Raw genomic sequence first — 586 nt, 5'->3', positions numbered from 1 at the left:
ACCGCCACCCTGAAAGGCGCGGCACTGCACCGCAACAGCATCAGTGGGGGCACCCGCATGCTGCTGGATACCGACGGCGTGCCGGGGATCCCGATCCGCGGTTACGGCTCGCCGACGCTGACCAATGCGTTCGGCAAGGCGGTGGTGGTGGACGTCGGCAGCTACTACCGCAACCAGTTCAGCATCGATCTGAACGCGTTGCCGGAAAACGCCGACGTCAGCCAGAGCGTGGCGCAGGCCACCCTGACCGAAGGCGCCATCGGCTACCGGCATTTCGAGGTGATCGCCGGCGAGAAGGCGATGGCGGTCGTGCGGCTGGCGGACGGCTCTGTCCCACCGTTTGGCGCCACGGTGCGCAACGGCAGGCGGCAGGAGGTGGGGATTATCAATGACAACGGCGAAGTGTACCTGAGCGGCATTAATGCCGGAGAAGCGATGAATGTGAGCTGGGGCGGCGCGGAGCAGTGCGGCTTCACCCTGCCGCAGACGCTGTCGCCGGGCCAGTTAACCAATCTGTTACTGCCTTGCGGCCCGGTGGCCAACGGCAAGGCGTTAAACACTGTTAAAGAGTAGAGAGCGATGAAAA

At 64.2% G+C, this 586-nt stretch carries 1 protein-coding gene; it reads left to right on the top strand.

Annotation, left to right across the window (positions count from 1 at the left end):
• A partial coding sequence (locus tag IFU29_RS22210) for a fimbria/pilus outer membrane usher protein (protein WP_191935769.1) occupies positions 1-573 on the top strand: 573 nt, incomplete at its 5' end.
• Positions 574-586 lie beyond the last annotated feature (13 nt).

The organism is Erwinia persicina, from assembly GCF_014838825.1.
GTDB lineage: Bacteria > Pseudomonadota > Gammaproteobacteria > Enterobacterales > Enterobacteriaceae > Erwinia > Erwinia persicina_A.
This window is presented reverse-complemented; position numbering and strand designations above follow the sequence as displayed.